Annotated in this window: 13 protein-coding genes; 5 read left to right on the plus strand and 8 right to left on the minus strand. The window is 68.0% G+C overall.

The window, feature by feature from the left end; translation table 11 throughout:
• Nucleotides 1–157: 157 nt before the first annotated feature.
• The 3 genes from ilvC to FFS52_RS04665 all read right to left on the minus strand — a co-directional run bounded on the left by ilvC (nt 158) and on the right by FFS52_RS04665 (nt 3,754).
• Nucleotides 158–1,171 carry a ketol-acid reductoisomerase gene (ilvC, locus tag FFS52_RS04655; protein WP_137808996.1) on the minus strand — a complete coding sequence of 338 codons (1,014 nt, stop codon included), beginning with the start codon at nt 1,169–1,171 and terminating at the stop codon, nt 158–160.
• 118 nt (nt 1,172–1,289) lie between these two features.
• The gene (ilvN, locus tag FFS52_RS04660) at nt 1,290–1,793 is read right to left on the minus strand and encodes an acetolactate synthase small subunit (protein ID WP_058252141.1); all 504 of its coding nucleotides are present in this window, start codon (nt 1,791–1,793) and stop codon (nt 1,290–1,292) included.
• Complete coding sequence (locus tag FFS52_RS04665; RefSeq protein ID WP_137808997.1) at nt 1,790–3,754, minus strand: acetolactate synthase large subunit; 1,965 nt, start codon at nt 3,752–3,754, stop codon at nt 1,790–1,792. Before FFS52_RS04665 ends, ilvN begins: the two co-directional genes overlap by 4 nt.
• A 347-nt stretch (nt 3,755–4,101) precedes the next feature.
• Here FFS52_RS04665 and FFS52_RS04670 point away from each other — a divergent pair, with 347 nt between their 5' ends.
• From FFS52_RS04670 to ilvD, 3 genes are all read left to right on the plus strand, one after another.
• Nucleotides 4,102–4,560: a PH domain-containing protein gene (locus FFS52_RS04670; RefSeq protein ID WP_137808998.1), complete on the plus strand. Its 459-nt coding sequence runs from the start codon at nt 4,102–4,104 to the stop codon at nt 4,558–4,560.
• 80 nt (nt 4,561–4,640) lie between these two features.
• Nucleotides 4,641–5,987, plus strand: a complete 1,347-nt coding sequence (gene mgtE / locus FFS52_RS04675) for a magnesium transporter (RefSeq protein WP_137808999.1) — start codon at nt 4,641–4,643, stop codon at nt 5,985–5,987.
• A 268-nt stretch (nt 5,988–6,255) separates the two neighbouring features.
• Entirely contained in the window at nt 6,256–8,100 is a 1,845-nt protein-coding gene (gene ilvD, locus FFS52_RS04680; protein ID WP_137809000.1) for a dihydroxy-acid dehydratase, read from the plus strand.
• Between the two features lie 70 nt (nt 8,101–8,170).
• Here ilvD and FFS52_RS04685 read toward each other — a convergent pair whose 3' ends face one another.
• Entirely contained in the window at nt 8,171–9,385 is a 1,215-nt protein-coding gene (locus FFS52_RS04685) for a DoxX family protein (RefSeq protein WP_137809001.1), read from the minus strand.
• 198 nt (nt 9,386–9,583) lie between these two features.
• On the opposite strand from FFS52_RS04685, the gene FFS52_RS04690 reads away from it, so the two are divergent.
• Nucleotides 9,584–10,687, plus strand: a complete 1,104-nt coding sequence (locus FFS52_RS04690; RefSeq protein ID WP_137809058.1) for a PQQ-dependent sugar dehydrogenase — start codon at nt 9,584–9,586, stop codon at nt 10,685–10,687.
• A 102-nt stretch (nt 10,688–10,789) separates the two neighbouring features.
• On the opposite strand, the gene gatB is transcribed toward FFS52_RS04690, so the two are convergent.
• The gene (gene gatB / locus FFS52_RS04695; protein ID WP_065632694.1) at nt 10,790–12,295 is read right to left on the minus strand and encodes an Asp-tRNA(Asn)/Glu-tRNA(Gln) amidotransferase subunit GatB; all 1,506 of its coding nucleotides are present in this window, start codon (nt 12,293–12,295) and stop codon (nt 10,790–10,792) included.
• Between the two features lie 131 nt (nt 12,296–12,426).
• Between gatB and FFS52_RS04700 the strand changes: the two genes are divergently transcribed.
• Nucleotides 12,427–12,663 carry a PspC domain-containing protein gene (locus FFS52_RS04700; protein WP_137809002.1) on the plus strand — a complete coding sequence of 79 codons (237 nt, stop codon included), beginning with the start codon at nt 12,427–12,429 and terminating at the stop codon, nt 12,661–12,663.
• A 15-nt stretch (nt 12,664–12,678) separates the two neighbouring features.
• Here FFS52_RS04700 and FFS52_RS04705 read toward each other — a convergent pair whose 3' ends face one another.
• The 3 genes from FFS52_RS04705 to FFS52_RS04715 form a co-directional block, all read right to left on the minus strand.
• Nucleotides 12,679–13,713: a 6-phosphofructokinase gene (locus FFS52_RS04705; RefSeq protein ID WP_137809003.1), complete on the minus strand. Its 1,035-nt coding sequence runs from the start codon at nt 13,711–13,713 to the stop codon at nt 12,679–12,681.
• Between the two features lie 89 nt (nt 13,714–13,802).
• On the minus strand, nt 13,803–14,453 hold the full coding sequence (locus tag FFS52_RS04710; protein WP_065632692.1) for a response regulator transcription factor: 651 nt from the start codon (nt 14,451–14,453) through the stop codon (nt 13,803–13,805).
• Nucleotides 14,454–14,462: 9 nt separating this feature from the next.
• The gene (locus tag FFS52_RS04715) at nt 14,463–15,755 is read right to left on the minus strand and encodes a histidine kinase (protein WP_137809004.1); all 1,293 of its coding nucleotides are present in this window, start codon (nt 15,753–15,755) and stop codon (nt 14,463–14,465) included.
• Between the last annotated feature and the right edge of the window lie 50 nt (nt 15,756–15,805).

Raw genomic sequence — 15,805 nt, forward strand, 5'->3', positions numbered from 1 at the left:
CCCGTCGAGCCGAACCCACCCTTTTTCGGTATTTCCTCACCCCGCGACCCCGGTGGGTTTGCCGAAAAGGGGTGGGTGTGCGGAGACGCAAGCGGGTCCGCACCACATCGGTGCGGACCCGCTGTGGGCGCTGCGTTCAGCGCAATACCGCTGCGACTCAGGCGGTCTCGGTGATCGGACGATCAACCCAGCTCATCAGGTCGCGCAGCTTCTTGCCGGTGACCTCGATCGGGTGCTCGGCGTTCTCCTTGCGCAGGCCCTCGAGCTCCTTGTCGCCGCCCTCGACGTTGGCGACGAGGCGCTTGACGAAGGTGCCGTCCTGGATGTCGGTGAGGATGCCGCGCATGCGCTCCTTGGTGTCGGCGTCGATGACCCGCGGGCCCGACACGTAACCGCCGAACTCGGCGGTGTCCGAGACCGAGTAGTTCATGCGCGCGATTCCGCCCTCGTACATGAGGTCGACGATCAGCTTGAGCTCGTGCAGCACCTCGAAGTAGGCCATCTCGGGGGCGTAACCCGCCTCGACCATCACCTCGAAGCCGGTCTTGACCAGTTCCTCGGTGCCGCCGCACAGCACCGCCTGCTCGCCGAAGAGGTCGGTCTCGGTCTCTTCCTTGAACGTGGTCTTGATGATTCCGGCACGACCACCGCCGATGGCGCTGGCGTAGCTCAGCGCAAGCGCCTGGCCCTCGCCCTTGGGGTCCTGATGGACGGCGATGAGCGCGGGAACGCCCTTGCCGTCGACGAACTGGCGGCGCACGAGGTGGCCGGGGCCCTTCGGGGCGACCATCGCGACGGTCACGTTCTCCGGCGCCTTGATGAGGCCGAAGTGGATGTTGAGACCGTGGCCGAAGAACAGCGCGTTGCCGTCCTGCAGGTTCGGCTCGATGTCCTCGGTGAAGATCTTCGCCTGCGAGGTGTCGGGCGCCAGCACCATGATGACGTCGGCCCAGGCGGCGGCCTCGGATGCGGTGAGCACCTTGAGGCCCTGCTCCTCGGCCTTGGCCTTCGACTTGGAGCCCTCACGCAGACCGATCACGACGTCGACGCCGGAATCGCGCAGCGACAGCGAATGCGCATGGCCCTGGCTGCCGTAGCCGATCACCGCGACCTTGCGACCCTGGATGATCGACAGATCCGCGTCGTCGTCGTAGAACAGTTCGATGGCCACTATGTTTCCCTTCGATATGTGGTGTCCCTGGCGGATTCTCGGAATCCGTCGGGATTCGTAATTCCCTTGTCGCTCCTCGCCGATGCTCAGATGAGCGCGAGGACAGCGGGATTCTCTGTCAGCGGTTGGCCGACATGCTCTTCGGTCCCCGACCGAGGGTCACCGCGCCCGATTGCGCGATCTCCCGGATTCCATACGGATCGAGCATCCGCAGAAGTGCTTCGAGTTTTTCCGACGTGCCGGTGGCCTCGATCGTCAGCGACTCGGGCGAGACGTCGATCACCTTGGCGCGGAACAGGTTCACCACCTCGATGACCTCGGTGCGCACCGTCGAATCCGACCGCACCTTGACCATCATCAGCTCGCGCGAGACCGAGCTCGCCGGGTCCTGCTCGACGATCTTGATCACGTTGATCAGCTTGTTGAGCTGCTTGGTGACCTGCTCGAGGGGAAAGTCCTCCACCGAGACCATGATGGTCATCCGCGAGATGCCCTTGAGCTCGGTGGGGCCCACGGCGAGTGACTCGATGTTGAATCCGCGCCGCGAGAACAGCGCCGAGATCCGCGCGAGGACGCCGGGTCGGTCTTCGACCAGGACACTGAGGGTATGGGTGGTGCTCACTGCTCGTCCTTCTGGTTTGCGCGATCGGCCGGCGCGTTGTCGACCGTTTGATGGCCATCCATCGCCTGGTGGATCTCCACCGGACCCGACGCCGACTCGTCGTCGTCGAACAGCGGCCGGATGTCGCGGGCGGCCATGATCTCGTCGTTGCCGGTACCGGCGGCGACCATCGGCCACACCTGGGCGTCCTTGCCGACGATGAAGTCGATGACCACCGGGCGGTCGTTGATCTCCCGCGCCTTCGCGATCACCTCGTCGACGTCCTCCTCGCGCTCGACGCGGAAAGCCACGCAGCCCAGCGCCTCCGAGAGCTTGACGAAGTCCGGGATCATCCGCGAGTGCGTCGACAGATCGGTGTTCGAGTAACGCTCTTCGTAGAACAGCGTCTGCCACTGACGCACCATGCCCAGGTTGCCGTTGTTGATCAGCGCCACCTTGATCGGGATGCCCTCGATCGCGCAGGTGGCGAGTTCCTGGTTGGTCATCTGGAAACAGCCGTCACCGTCGATCGCCCAGACCTCGGCGTCGGGGTCGGCGGCCTTGGCGCCCATGGCGGCGGGCACCGCGTAGCCCATCGTGCCCAGACCACCGGAGTTGAGCCAGGTGCGCGGCTTCTCGTAGGAGATGAACTGTGCGGCCCACATCTGGTGCTGGCCGACACCTGCGCAGTACACCGCGTCCGGGCCGGCGGCCTTGCCGAGGGCCTGGATGACGAACTCCGGCGACATCGAGCCGTCGGTCTGACGGTCGTAGCTCAGCGGATAGGTCCGACGCAGGTTGTCGAGGTAGGACCACCACTGCGAGATGTCGGGAGTCGAGCCGCTGGTCGCCCGCTCCTCGCGCAGCGCCTCGGTGAGCTCGGCGATGACCGCCTTGCAGTCACCGACGATCGGCACGTCGACGGGCCGGTTCTTGCCGATCTCGGCGGGGTCGATGTCGGCATGGATGACCTTGGCGTTCGGCGCGAACGACGACAACTGTCCGGTGACCCGGTCGTCGAAGCGTGCTCCGAGGGTGATCAGCAGATCGCTGCGCTGCAGGCCCGCGACCGCCGCCACCGTGCCGTGCATGCCGGGCATGCCCAGGTGCAGCTGGTGGCTGTCGGGGAACGCGCCGCGTGCCATCAGCGTGGTGACCACCGGGATGCCGGTCAGCTCGGCCAGTTCCAGCAGCTCGGCCGACGCGTTCGCCTTGATGACACCGCCGCCGACGTAGAGCACCGGCGACTTCGCGGCGTTGATCATGCGGGCCGCCTCGCGAACCTGCTTGCCGTGCGGCTTGGTCACCGGGCGGTAACCGGGGAGGTCGATCTGCGGCGGCCAAGAGAACGTGGTCTGCGCCTGCAAGATGTCTTTGGGGATGTCGACCAGGACCGCGCCGGGACGACCGCTCTCGGCGATGTGGAACGCCTCGGCGATGGTCTTCGGGATGTCGATCGCCCGGCTGACCAGGAAGTTGTGCTTGGTGACGGGCATCGTGATACCCGAGATGTCGGCTTCCTGGAACGCATCGGTGCCGATGAGCGCACGACCGACCTGGCCGGTGATCGCGACGACCGGCACCGAGTCCATCTGGGCGTCGGCCAGCGGGGTCACCAGGTTGGTGGCACCGGGACCGGACGTGGCCATCATGACGCCGGCGCGTCCGGCGACCTGGGCGTACCCGGTCGCGGCGTGACCTGCGCCCTGCTCGTGACGGACGAGGACGTGGCGGACCTTCTGCGAGTCCAACAGCGGGTCGTAGACCGGCAGGACCGCGCCACCCGGAATGCCGAAGACGACCTCGACACCGAGCTCCTCGAGGGAACGAACCACTGACTGGGCGCCGCTGACACGCTCGGGAGCAACGGTGTGCTGGGTTACCGCACGGAGGTTGCCCGCCGCCGGAGACTGCTGCCGCAGTCCTGCGTTGCGCGTCGGCGCGTTGCGGCCGGCGTCGGTGCGTGCTGTTGGTGCGCTCACTGCACGATCCTCATCTTGGTTGTGGATTCCGATATCGGTGATGGAAGTACCTGGCATGAAAAAACCCCCGACAGCTTCCGCTGTTCGAGGGTGGCGCGTCGATGCCGGTTGGGGGTCTGCGAGGTGACCGGTCAGGCGAAGACGCGCCAGCCGATTACTACGAGGATCCCGTTCTGCATCACGGGTTCACGGTAGGACTGTGTTCGGTTCCGAGTCAAACTCCGGACCATGCTGTCTCACGATCTGGGAAAACACTGGTCGAGTCGGTTGTCTGCGCACCTCGATTTCGGTGCGGCGCGACGAACCCGTCGGCGAGGGACCTCGGGGCCGGTTGGCACAATGGAACGGTGCCGACTGATTCCACCGACCCCGTAGACCCGAAGACCAGCGCGACCCCTGCCGACGACGACGTCGCATTCGACTATCCGGTGACGTTCCGTATCAACCGGACCGCGTACTTCACGGTCCCGATGGCCGCTCTGGTGGTCGTGCTCCTGGTCGGCGCCTCCCCGTGGTTCGCCTTCGCCCTGATCGTCCCGGTCCTGGTCTGGCTGTGGATTCACCGGTTGCGGACCGTGGTCACCGAGAACGGACTCACCTCGGTGCGGATGTTCTCGACCACCGAGATCGCCTGGTCCGACATCGCCGGACTGCAGTTCCCGAAGTGGAGTTCGGTGCGTGCGGTCCTGACGGATGGCAGTCGAGTTCGTCTGCCCGCCATCGGTTTCCGTGATCTTCCCGCGTTGTCGCTCGTCAGTGGTGGCCGCATTCCGGACCCCTTCGAGGCGGCCCGCTCTGCCGAGTAGTCACGGTCTCCTCGTTTCCGGCACGGATCCGACTCCGCTCGGTCTCAGAGGCCTCCACCTGCCGGCGATAGAGTGCGGCCGTGGAGCACACCCGAACATTCGACGCCGGTGAACTCGACGAACTGATCTCGGCAGGTCGCCTCGCAGACGTCGGGACGACGCTGTCCGCGATGCCCGCGGGCGACATCGCCGCCCTGCTCGACCGGCTCCCCCACAAGTCCCGTGGCGTCGCGTTCCGTCTGCTGGCCAAGGACCTCGCGGTGGAGGTGTTCGACGATCTGTCGGCCGGCTCGCAGCGCCGCCTCATCGACGATCTGGGCACCGCGGACGTGGCCGCCGCCTTCGACCACCTCGACCCCGACGATCGCGCCGAGTTGCTGGACGAGTTGCCCGCGGGAGTCGCCAAGTCGCTGATCCAGCAGTTAACCCCGGCCGAACGCGACATGACCGCGGTGGTTCTCGGCTACCCGCGCGGTTCGGTGGGGCGTCGGATGAGTCCCGAGTTCGTCCACGCCCGAGAGGACGAACCGGCCGGCGACGCGTTGGCCCGCGTGCGAGAACGCGGACACGCCGCGGAGACGATCTACACGGTGCCCGTCCTCGACGGCGCTCGCTCGCTGTGCGGTGTGGTCAGCCTGCGCGACCTCCTCCTGGCCGACCCGGCCGAACCCGTCCACGACCTGATGAACAAGCCGATGTTCGCTCATGCCGAGGATGACGCCAAGGCCACCGCACAGAGGTGTGTGGACCGGGGAATCCTCGCCATGCCCGTCGTCGACAGCGACAGCCGCCTGGTCGGCGTCCTGACGATCGACGATGCCGTCGACGTCGTCGAGCAGGCCCGGGACACCGACGAGGCCCGTGCGGGCGCGCGTGAACCCCTCCGCGACCCGTACCTGTTCTCGTCCATCCTGTCGATCACGCGCGCCCGGATCGTGTGGCTGTTCGTGCTCGCGGTGTCGGCGATCCTCACCGTCAACGTGCTGGAGATCTTCGAGGGCACCCTCGAGCAGCGGGTCGCGCTGGCACTGTTCATCCCGCTGCTCACCGGGATCGGCGGGAACACCGGTTCGCAGGCGGCGACGACCGTGACCCGCGCACTCGCCACCGACGAGGTCGCCCCGCGCGACGTCGCCCGCGTCGCCGCCAAGGAGGTCCGCGTCGGACTGACCATGGGCGCGCTACTCGGACTCGCCGGGTTCACCGTCGCCGCACTCGTCTACGGCCTCGAGATCGGTGTGGTGATCGGCCTGACGATCCTGTCGGTGTGCACCCTTGCCGCGACCGTGGGCGGCGTGATGCCGCTGATCGCGAAGTCGATCCGCGTCGATCCCGCGGTGTTCTTCACGCCGTTCATCTCGACGTTCTGCGACGCCACCGGCCTTCTCCTCTACTTCTCGATCGCCAAGACGGTGCTGGGGATCTGACCCCGACCGAGGACGGCACCGGCGCGGCCCGGCCCGCACGCCCGAATGGTTTTGTTACCCATCGTCACAGCGGAGTAGCCTGCTTCTCGGTGCTCCCTCACGCCCACCCTCAGCGAGGCGGCGCCCGTCAACACAGTTCGCCCCGGCCACAGCCCGTGGGAACACACCCGGGGTCGCGGTGTTGAGCCGAAGAGTCCGGCGCCGGTCCGTCACCGCACGTCCGATCGCGCCGGGCCCGCCTGAGCCACACGATCGATTCGAGGAACCCATGCCTGCTCTGAGGTCACGTACCACCACCGTCGGCCGCGAAGCCGCCGGCGCCCGCTCCCTGTGGCGCGCCACCGGGATGACCGACGACGACTTCGGCAAGCCGATCGTGGCCATCGCCAACTCCTACACCCAGTTCGTGCCGGGGCATGTGCACCTGAAGGACGTCGGCGACATCGTGGCCGAGGCCGTGCGGGCCGCCGGTGGCGTGCCGCGGGAGTTCCACACCATCGCCGTCGACGACGGCATCGCGATGGGTCACGGCGGCATGCTCTACTCGCTGCCCAGTCGCGAGATCATCGCCGACTCGGTCGAATACATGGTCAACGCCCACACCGCGGACGCGCTGGTGTGTATCTCCAACTGCGACAAGATCACTCCCGGCATGCTCAACGCCGCGATGCGCCTGAACATCCCGACGGTGTTCGTCTCCGGCGGGCCGATGGAAGCCGGCAAGGCAGTCGTCGTCGGCGATGTCGCACATCCGTCGTCGGACCTGATCACCACGATCTCGGCGTCGGCGAACAGTGCCGTCGACGACGCCGGACTCGACGAGGTCGAGCGGTCGGCGTGCCCCACTTGCGGTTCGTGCTCGGGCATGTTCACGGCCAATTCGATGAACTGCCTCACCGAGGCTCTCGGACTGGCACTGCCCGGCAACGGCTCGACGCTGGCCACCCACGAGGCCCGCCGCGCCCTGTTCGCGCGCGCCGGCACGGTCGTCGTCGATGCGGCGACACGTTGGTATCGCGACGACGACGCATCGGTGCTGCCGCGGAACATCGCCACGCCGATCGCGTTTCGGAACGCGATGGCCCTCGACGTCGCGATGGGCGGTTCGACCAACACCGTCCTGCACATCCTCGCCGCCGCGCAGGAGGGAGAGGTCGCCGATTTCGACCTCGGGGTCATCGACGAGATCAGCCGCAACGTGCCGTGTCTGTCGAAGGTCTCGCCGAATTCGGACTACCACATGGAGGACGTCCACCGGGCCGGCGGAATCCCGGCGATCCTCGGGGAACTGCGCCGCGCGGGCCTGCTCGACGACACCGCGTCGACCGTGCACACCCCGACCATGGCCCAAGCGCTCGACGACTGGGACATCCGCGGCGGCAAGGCTATCGACGAGGCCGTCGAACTCTTCCACGCCGCACCGGGCGGCGTCCGCACCACCACTCCGTTCTCGACGTCGAACCGGTGGAGTTCGCTCGACACCGATGCCGCAGGCGGTTGCATCCGCGACCTCGAGCACGCCTACACCGTCGAAGGCGGTCTGTGCGTGCTGCGCGGCAACCTCGCCCCCGACGGCGCTGTCCTGAAGACCGCGGGCATCGACGAGGACCTGTGGCACTTCGAGGGCCCGGCCCGTGTCGTCGAGAGCCAGGAAGACGCCGTCCAGGTCATCCTCTCCAAGACCATCCAGGCCGGCGAGGTCCTCGTCGTGCGGTACGAGGGTCCCGCGGGTGGCCCCGGCATGCAGGAGATGCTGCATCCGACGGCCTTCATGAAGGGCACCGGGATGGGCAAGAAGTGCGCCCTCATCACCGACGGCCGGTTCTCCGGCGGGTCATCGGGCCTGTCGGTCGGTCACATGTCCCCCGAAGCCGCGTCGGGTGGTGCCATCGGACTCGTCGAGGACGGCGACCCGATCCTCATCGACGTCAAGACCCGCCGCCTCGAGGTCCTGGTCGACGACGAGGTGCTCGCCGAGCGCCGCGCCAAGATGGAGGCCTCCGAACGGCCGTGGCAGCCGAAGGACCGTCAGCGCACGGTGACCACCGCACTCCGCGCGTACGCCAAGCTCGCGACGTCGGCCGACCGCGGCGCGGTGCGTCAGGTCGACTGACTCCTCACCACAGAGTGCGGGGGACGTATCGGATTCCGATACGTCCCCCGCGTTCGGTGTCGGTGCCGACTCAGATGAGCGGGTTGCTCCCGTTGGCCAGGACCCAGACCGCGACGGCTGCCGCCACGCCGACGATGAGCCAGAGGAACGAGCCGACGAACGGCCGTCGCGCCCAACCCCGTGGATAGTCGAGTGAGTACAGACCCGGGCCGGTCAGGATGACGACCGCCGCGGCCACCGCGAGGAAGAGCTCGAACTCGACCCCGCCGGCGGCGGCGAAGAACGAGAAGCCATCAGCCATCGACATCTTGTAGGCCGCGGCGACGAGCATGGTGCCGAGGATCGCCGACGCCCCGATCGGGGTCAGCAGCCCGAGGATCACCATCAGTCCACCGATCGTCTCCGACAGCGCACCGACGATGGCGAGGATCTGGGCGTAGTCGGCGGTGAAGCCGGCGTCGACGAGCATGGACTCGAAGCCGCTCAACCGCGGACCGTTCCACAACCCGAAGAGCTTCTGCAGGCCGTGCGCACCGACCAGGCCGCCGAGCGCAACACGCAACAGCAGCAAACCCAGGTCGATGGTGCCGCGCCGCGATTTCGCGAGCGCGTCCTCGAGGTCGTCGTCGGCCCCGGCACCGCGCCGATCATCGGTGTCGTCGTCGGTTCGGCGCCGCCCGAACCGACGTCGACCGCGCGGCTCGTCGTCGAGCACTTCGGTGTCGGACGCGGCGTCGTGCGCTCGGGCGCGGGAGATCAGATCGTCGTCGTCATCGACGAAGTCGTAGCGCGCGGTGCCGACCGGCGGCAGGGCGGGCTCCGGGGTGGTGACCGCGTCGTCGGCGGTCTGCACGCGCGCGGGGCCGGGCTGTTTGGCGAACTGTACGGTCTCGAAGTCGTCATCGGACGGTGCACCCGTTCCGGCGGGAGGCCGTGAGGTCGCCGCGACCGGTCGCGTCGGCGCCGGGCCGGGCCGAGGAGTCGCGGCCGGGCCAGCGGCGACCGAACGGGTCTCGACGTCGCCGGGATCGAGGTCGTCGAGATCGTCCACCCGGGAGTAGGGGGCCGGCGACCGCCGGGCGTGCCGGTTGTAAAAGTCGTCTCGGTCGGTCACCGCGGGTGGCGTCGGCGGGCCGGCGTCGGGACTCGAACTGCCCGCCCCGGGTCCCGTGCCGGGTGCGCCGGTCGCGCCGCCCGGGACCGGGATCTGTCCGGTCGGTTCGTCGTAGGGGCTCGTCGCCGGTGTGTCGCGCTCGCTGGTGCCCGACGTGTCGCGTTCGCTCACACGCCCGACTCTAGAGGCTCGCGGACTGCGGTCACCGGACCCCGACGGGGTGAGTCGGGGCACCACGCTCGGGGCACCGCCACCCAGAGCACCATTACTGTGGACGGCATGTGGAAGGGGCGCCCGACGGGCACGCGCGACGTTGCCCGGACGAGTTCAGCCGCGACGGCGGACCGCCGGGTGTGGGCCCGGTGGCGAGTGCTGGTGACGTTGCTGACGGCGGTCGTGGTGCTGGTCGGCGGCTGCGCGGACTTCAGCGCCCAGGACAATCAACGCGAGGCGGGTGCGTTCAGCCCCAACAACCGGCCGAGCGGCCAGCCCGAACCGACGCCACCGCCGGAGACCCCGCGCGAGACGCAACCGCCACCGACCGGCCCGTGCGTCGACCCCGACCCCGCGGTGATCGCGACGTGCCTCGCGTCCACCGGCGGTGTGATGCCCGGCGACGAGCAGGGCGAGGTCACCGTCGTCGCCGAACGTACGACCGGCAAGATCATCACAACCAAACGCTACGGGCCTGCCCGGACCCTGGGAGAGACGCCGGTCGATGCGTCCGGTGACGGCGGTCTGATCGATTTCGCCTACTCCCCCACCTATTCTCAGGACCGGTTGATCTACGCCTACATCACGACCCCGTCGGACAACCGCATCGTCCGCCTGGCACCGGGAGACGTGCCCAAGCCGATCCTGACCGGCATCCCCAAGGGCGCCACCGGGAACATGGGCGCGATGTACTTCCGGTCGCCGACCGAACTCGTCGTCGCCACCGGCAATGCGGGGAATCCCGCGGCCGCGGACGATCCGTCGTCCCTCGCCGGCAAGGTACTGCTGGTGACCTCGTTCACCTCTGGCGACGGCCCTCGGCCGGCGATCCTCGCATCCGGCTTCGGGTCGTCGGTGGCGTTGTGTCCCAACGCTTCCACGGGGACGGTCTACGTCGCCGACCAGACGGCCACCGAGGATCGCGTGCAGGTGCTCGAAGAAGGCGGGCCCAAGGTGCTGTGGACGTGGCCGGACCGGCCGCAGATCGCGGGTTGCGGGGTCGCCGGCGGCAGCATCTTCGTCTCGACGACGCGCACCCAACGGATCGAGGCCATCAACGAGCCCACTCGCGAGGAGCCGACGATCACCGCTCCTGCTGTCGTGCTCGACCGGCGGTACGGTGCCCTCGGCCGGATGGCCGCGCTCCCCAATGGGCTGCTGCAGGTGGCGACCGTCAACAAGGAGGTGGGTTCAGCGAAGCCCACCGACGATCGCGTGTTCCGCTTCCTGCCCTCCGGCGGTGGCAACGACCGGACGTGACCGGGACGCGCCCTTCGTGGCTCGTCGCTGGCGCTCCTCGCACCTCAGGGAGCAATGGTTATGTCGTCTTTCGGATCAGGGAGCAGAGGGGCTGTGCCCGCCTCAGGAACAGGCCGCGATGACGAGTTCCTTGACGCGGGCCGGGTCTGCTTGTCCGCGAGTCGCTTTCATGACGTCTCCGACGATCTTGCCGGCGGCCTGGACCTTCCCGCCGCGGATCTTGTCGGCGATGTCGGGGTTGGCGGCCAGCGCGTCGTCGACGGCCTTCTGGAGCGCGGAGTCGTCCCGAACCACCTCGAGGCCGCGGTCGGCGACGATCTGGGCGGGCTCACCCTCACCGTCGAGGACGGCGGTAGCGACCTGCTGCGCCAGCTTGGTCGTGAGCTTGCCCTCGTCGACCAGCCCGATGATCTCGGCGACCTGCGCCGGCGTGATGGACAGGTCGGCGAGTTCGACTCCGCGAGAATTGGCCTGCTGCGCAAGGAAGGACACCCACCAGCCGCGCGCCGCCTCGGGTGCTGCCCCGGCGTCGACGGTGGCGATGATGAGATCGACCGCGCCGACGTTGACGAGGTCACGCATGACCTCGTCGGAGACTCCCCAGTCCTCCTGGATGCGGGCGCGACGTAGCCACGGCAGCTCGGGCAGGTTCGCCCGCAACTCCTCGATCCACGCCGAATCCGGCTGCACCGGAGGCAGATCCGGCTCCGGGAAGTAGCGGTAGTCCTCGGCGGTCTCCTTGCGGCGCCCGGCCGACGTGGTGCCGTCGGTCTCGTGGAAGTGCCGCGTCTCCTGGACGATCTCGCCTCCGGCCTTCAGGATGGCGGCCTGACGGCGCATCTCGTAGCGAACCGCCACCTCGACGCTCTTGAGCGAGTTGACGTTCTTGGTCTCGGTGCGCGTACCGAACTCGGTGGCGTCCTTGGTCTTCAGCGACAGGTTCACATCGCAGCGCATCGAGCCCTGGTCCATGCGCACGTCCGACACGTCCAGCGACTTGAGCAGATCACGCAGTGCCGACACGTACGCCCGGGCCACCTCGGGCGCGCGTTCCCCCGCGCCCTCGATGGGCCGCGTCACGATCTCGACGAGCGGCACGCCCGCGCGGTTGTAGTCGAGCAGCGAATGACTCGCCCCATGGATTCGACCCGTCGAGCCGCCGATGTGCAGCGACTTGCCGGTGTCCTCCTCCATGTGGGCGCGCTCGATCTCGACCCGCCAGGTGGTGCCGTCGCCGAGCACGACGTCGAGGAAACCGTCGTAGGCGATCGGCTCGTCGTACTGCGAGATCTGGTAGTTCTTCGGCTGATCCGGGTAGAAGTAGTTCTTCCGCGCGAAGACGCTCGACGGCCGGATGGAGCAGTTCAGCGCGAGGCCGATGCGGATCGCGGACTCGATGGCCTTGGCGTTGGCGACCGGGAGCGAGCCCGGCAGTCCGATGCACACCGGGCACACCTGGGTGTTCGGGTCGGCGCCGAACTCGGTGGGGCACCCGCAGAACATCTTGGTCGCGGTGCCCAGCTCGACGTGCACCTCGAGACCCATCACCGGATCGAATGCGGCAAGCACCTCGTCGTAGTCCAACAGGTCGACGGCTGCGGAAGTCATAGCGGCCAGTTTATGCGGCGATATCCCAGGGGCACGTTCAGGGTGATCACCGATGCCAGGAGCCGGACCCGCTCCTAGCGTGGATGTCACCGGCGAACGACGCCGGACCACAATCCACACAGGAGGACGAGATGACCACCCCACAACCCGCCGGCACCGGCCCCCGCCTGATGCGCTCGCGCACGAACTCGTGGCTGGGCGGCGTCTGCGGCGGCATCGCCCAGCGCTGGGGGTGGGATCCGACGCTCATCCGCGTCCTGTTCGTTCTGTCGATCCTCTTTCCCGGCCCCCAGGTGCTGATCTACCTGGCGCTCTGGATCATCATCCCTCGCGAACCGGTTGCGTCGGCGGTGTCGCCCGTCGTCTGACGCGCGGCCGCGATCTCACCCGAAGATGACCCGGATCTCCTTGTACTGATCCAACGGCACCGTCTTCAGTTCACCGAGTGCCTCGTCGAAGGTGATGCGTGCGATCTCGGTGCCGTGCAGCGCGACCATCTGCCCCCAGCCCTTCTCGGCGACGAGGTCGGCGGTCGCCATCCCCATGCGGGTCGCGAGCACCCGGTCGTAGGCCGACGGCACGCCGCCGCGCTGGATGTGGCCGAGGATGGTGGCCCGGGTCTCGATCCCGGTCCGCTCCTCGATGAGCGGGGCGAGCACCTCCCCCACACCACCGAGTCGGGGACGGTTGAAACCGTCGAGGCCTTTGGTGGAGTACGCCTCCTTCATCTCCGGGAGCTTGAATCCCTCGGCGACGACGACCATCGGCGAACGCCCGCGCGACTTGACGCTGGTGACCCAGGCACAGATCTGGTCGAGACTCTCGGGGTTCTCCGGGATCAGGATGACGTGGGCGCCGCCCGCGATCCCGGAGTGCAGGGCGATCCAGCCCGCGTGGCGACCCATGACCTCGAGGACCATGCACCGTTTGTGCGAGTTGCCGGTGGTGCGGAGGCGGTCGATGGCCTCGGTCGCGATCTCCACCGCGGTGTTGAACCCGAAGGTGTAGTCGGTGGCGGCGATGTCGTTGTCGATGGTCTTGGGAACCCCGACGATGTTGATGCCGTCGTCGAACAGCCGCTTCGACGCCGCCGCCGTGCCCTCGCCGCCGATCGCGATCACGCCGTCGATCTCGAGGTTCTTCAGCACCTTCTTGATGTTCTCGGGACCGCCGTCGGGTTCGGAGTAGGGACCGAACCGGCTCGTGCCGAGAATGGTGCCGCCCTGGTTCGACAGGCCGCGGACCGTCGACCGGTTCAATTCGACGATGTCGCCGTAGACCAGTCCGGCCCAGCCGTCCCGGAAGCCGACGAACTCGTGGCCGTACACGGTCTCACCCTTGAGCACTGCGCCGCGAATGACCGCGTTCAGTCCGGGGCAGTCTCCCCCGGACGTCAGAATGCCGAACCTCTTGGCCACTGGTGAGACCACCCTCCCTGTCGTCATCGGTCAACCTGCCCGAGCAACCCCAATCTAGTGCCCCGGCGAGCCCGGCGCTGGTCGCGAAATCACTTGATGCCGTTCTCGTAGGCGAACACGACGGCCTGCGCCCGATCCCGGAGCCGGAGTTTGTTCAGGAGACTGCTCACATGGGTCTTCACCGTCTGCTCGGTCACGAACAGGTCCGCGCCGATCTCGGCGTTGGACTTGCCGTCGGCCACCAGGTCGAGCACCTCGCGCTCCCGCGGGGTGAGCGTGTCGAGCTTCTGATCCCGCGCCGGCCGCCGGCGCCTGGCGGTGACCTCGGTGATCAGCCGCCGTGTGATCGACGGTGCCAGCAACGCCTCACCCGCGGCCACGACGCGGACCGCTCGCACCAGCTCATCGGCGGGCGCATCCTTCAGCAAGAATCCCGATGCCCCTATGCGCAGCGCCTCGTACACGTAGTCGTCGATGTCGAAGGTCGTCAGCATCAACACGCGCGTGGGTGGTTCGGCAGACGACGCGAGTATCTGCTCCGCGGCCCACAGTCCGTCCTTGCGCGGCATCCGCACATCCATCAGCACGACGTCGGGACGCACCCGACGACACACCTCGACGGCCTCGACCCCGTCGGCGGCATCGCCGAGGACCGAGAGGTCGGGTTGCGCGGCGAGCAGCGCCGAAAAGCCCTGACGCACCATGGCCTGGTCATCTGCGATGACTACGGTGATCGGCACGCCGTCACGCTACCGTCGTCGCGACGACGGTTCACCGGAACCCGTGGAGGTCACGACCGACTCGGGCACGACGACGTCCCGGCGCGGCGTCGCCGGGATGCGAGCGCGTACCGCGAACCCGCCGGTCGATGTGGGGGCGGCGACCAGCGAACCACCCACCGCCTGAGCGCGATCGATCATCCCGGGGATACCCACCCCGCTCCCGCCGATCTGCAATGGTTCACCGGTCGCGGCCGTGTTGACCACGGCGACGTCGACGAGTTCATCGTCCCCGTGCCTCACCTCGACGGCCACGCGCCCGCCGGGGGCATGCCGGGTGGCATTGGCCAGCGACTCCTGCACGATCCGATAGATCACCAGCGCGGCCGATTCACCGACCTCGTCGGCGTCGATGGCCAGGTCCAGCACGACCTCGGCACCCGCGCGGCGTGTCTCGGTGACCAGCGAATCGAGTTCGGCCAGGCCGGGATTGGGTGCCGCCGAAGCATCCGCACCCTCGACGCGCAGGACCCCGAGCAACTGTCGGACCTCGTCGAGGGACGTACGTGCCGCCTCGGCGATGGCGTCGAATTCCGCTGCGGCAGAAGGGCTCACATCCGGCAGGCGATATCTGGCGGTCTGTGACATCACGACCACCATCGACATCCGGTGAGCGACCACATCGTGCAGGTCCCGGGCGATGCGCGCCCGCTCCTGGAGTACGGCCGCCTCGGCTTCGGCGGCCTCGGTCTGCTCGGTGCGCACCGCCAACTGCCGTCGCGAAGCCATCAGTCCGCGCAGCAACGCGACCAGGACCGCGAGCACCGAGATCCCGAAGACCCACCCGACGCGCGCGGTCGGTTGCACGGCGAAGGCGATGACGATCGACGTCGAGACCCAGACCACCGGAATCCATCGCAGCGGGCACTTGAGGAAGGCCATGAACGTGAGGACCAGCAGTTCGATCAGGTGGGTGACCTGGATCGTCAGCTCCCACCCGCCCCGGGTCGGGACGACGATGCCGATGAGTTGGGCGGAGACCACCGAGATCGCCCACCCCAGCAACGGGGCCGACCACGCGAGGGCGATCGGCAGGGCCGCGAAGGCAGCGACCACGGGTAGCACGAACACCGGCATCGAGTGGGTGATCGGCAGCGTCGGCCACGCAACCGAGTACATGACCAGTGCGACGAACAGAAAGAACCAGTTGAGTCGCGACGAGAAGTAGTGGCGCACCGCGGGGTCCTGGGCCACCGGGGCGGTCGAGGCCCATTCGAGTGAGGACGCCCCCACCGCGCGGAGCTTCTTGCGGTATCCGAACATGCCCTCACCCTAGGCTCGCCGACCGCTCGAAGACCTCATACTTCCGAGGG

This window comes from Gordonia sp. ALPHA1B1, assembly GCF_005502615.1.
Classification (GTDB): domain Bacteria; phylum Actinomycetota; class Actinomycetes; order Mycobacteriales; family Mycobacteriaceae; genus Gordonia; species Gordonia hongkongensis.

Coding starts and splice junctions, on each gene's coding strand:
- ilvD (WP_137809000.1), top strand. CDS start 6,256: ATGCCTGCTCTGAGGTCACGTACCACCACCGTCGGCCGCGAAGCCGCC.
- gatB (WP_065632694.1), bottom strand. CDS start 12,295: ATGACTTCCGCAGCCGTCGACCTGTTGGACTACGACGAGGTGCTTGCC.
- FFS52_RS04700 (WP_137809002.1), top strand. CDS start 12,427: ATGACCACCCCACAACCCGCCGGCACCGGCCCCCGCCTGATGCGCTCG.
- FFS52_RS04715 (WP_137809004.1), bottom strand. CDS start 15,755: ATGTTCGGATACCGCAAGAAGCTCCGCGCGGTGGGGGCGTCCTCACTC.